This is a genomic window from uncultured Campylobacter sp., from assembly GCF_937997535.1.
In the GTDB taxonomy this organism is placed as follows: domain Bacteria; phylum Campylobacterota; class Campylobacteria; order Campylobacterales; family Campylobacteraceae; genus Campylobacter_B.
Map to the genome: position 1 here is coordinate 1 of NZ_CALKTT010000008.1, position 1,622 is coordinate 1,622.

Below are 1,622 nucleotides of genomic sequence, written 5' to 3' on the forward strand. Positions count from 1 at the left end.
AAAAACCAGCTCGTCTCGCCCGATCTTTTGGGCGTCAGCGCCGGAGCTTGCGTGGGCGCGGCGATCGCGATCCTGCTTGATCTAAACATCCTTTTGATCCAGCTTTTCGCTTTCGTTTTCGGGCTTGCCGCGGTTTGTATTACGCTTCTGATCACGCGAGCGCTTCGTTCCAGCGCCACCATAATGCTCGTGCTTGCCGGCATCATCGTAAGCGGTCTGATGGGCGCGCTAATCGGATTTTTAAAATTTATGGCGGATCCCGAGACAAAGCTCGCAGACATCGTGTATTGGCAGCTAGGAAGCCTCGCGAAGGTCGATCCCTCCGTACTAGCGATGATAGCGCCGGTGATGGGGGTTTGTATCGCTGTCTTGGTGCTGATGAGCTACCGCATAAACGTCCTATCCATGGGCGATGCGACCGCGGCGAAGCTCGGCGTAAACGTCGTGCTGGAGCGGGGCATCATCATCGTCTGCGCGACGCTGCTAACGGCAAGCAGCGTGTGTATCAGCGGCATAGTCGCGTGGGTGGGGCTTTTGATGCCGCATCTAACGCGCATGATCGTGGGCGTGAGCAACACCAAGGCGATCCCCGCGAGTATATTTTTAAGCGCGATCTTCGTGCTCATCGTAGACGACGTAGCGCGCAGCATAAATCAAAGCGAGATCCCGTTAGGGGTGCTTACGGGCTTTATCGGCACGCTATTTTTTATATTCATCCTGCTTAAAAACAAAAGGAAGCTAAATGGTTAGGATCGAGAGCTTAGGCTTCGGCTACGTAAAATCCGCCCCTCTGACGCTGCACAACGTGAATTTCAATCTCGAAGCGGGCGCGATGCTAACGATTTTGGGGCAAAACGGCGCAGGCAAATCGACGCTTTTAAATTTAATCAGCGGCACGCTTACGCCCCTGCGCGGTAAAATTTCAATCGACGGCAAGGATATGGCGAGCCTCAGCGCCAAAGGGCGCGCCGAGATCATCGGCTACGTCTCGCAAAGCGAGGTCTGCGAGTACGACTACAGCGTCTTCGAATACGTCCTGATGGGGCGCACGGCGCATATCGGGATCTTTTCGCAGCCGAGCGAAAACGACTACAAGCTCGCGCAGCGCTACATGAAAATGCTTGAAATTTGGCACCTAAAAGACAAGATCATCACGCGCCTAAGCGGCGGTCAGAGGCAGATGGCATCCATCGCGCGCGCCCTTTGCTGCGAGCCGAAGATCGTGATCTTCGACGAGCCCACCTCGGCGTTAGACTTTGCCAACCAATACAAATTCCTTCGCGCCACGAAGGAGCTTTTAAAAAACGGCTACACCGTCGTTTTAGCCACGCACAATCCCGATTTCGCTCTGCTTTTAGGCGGATACGTCGCGCTCGTAAAAGGCGGCGGCGAGGTCGCATACGGCAAGGCCGAGCAGATCATAAAAAGCGAAATTTTAAGCAAATTATACGATCTGAAGCTCGACGTCAGTTACAACGAAAAGGTCGGTCGCGTCTGCTGCTTGACGTATCCGTTTTGATCCCAACTTCTCGGCTCGAACAAGGTCCGAGCCTGCGAGCGGGGCTCTGCCCCACGCCCCGCTAAAGTTACGGCAGGCTAGCGCCTGCATTTTTATCGGTTTT

The 1,622-nt window shown here is 54.5% G+C and carries 2 protein-coding genes; both read left to right on the forward strand.

Annotated elements, in window-relative coordinates; genetic code table 11:
* The coding region (locus Q0117_RS01235; RefSeq protein ID WP_297921429.1) for an iron ABC transporter permease at positions 1 to 750 on the forward strand (750 nt) is incomplete at its 5' end.
* The gene (locus Q0117_RS01240) at positions 743 to 1,519 is read left to right on the forward strand and encodes an ABC transporter ATP-binding protein (protein ID WP_297921432.1); all 777 of its coding nucleotides are present in this window, start codon (positions 743 to 745) and stop codon (positions 1,517 to 1,519) included. The genes Q0117_RS01235 and Q0117_RS01240, both read left to right, overlap by 8 nt.
* Positions 1,520 to 1,622: the final 103 nt, after the last annotated feature.

Excerpts from the sequence above, each read along its gene's own strand:
- Q0117_RS01240 (WP_297921432.1), top strand. The coding sequence starts at position 743 with ATGGTTAGGATCGAGAGCTTAGGCTTCGGCTACGTAAAATCCGCCCCT.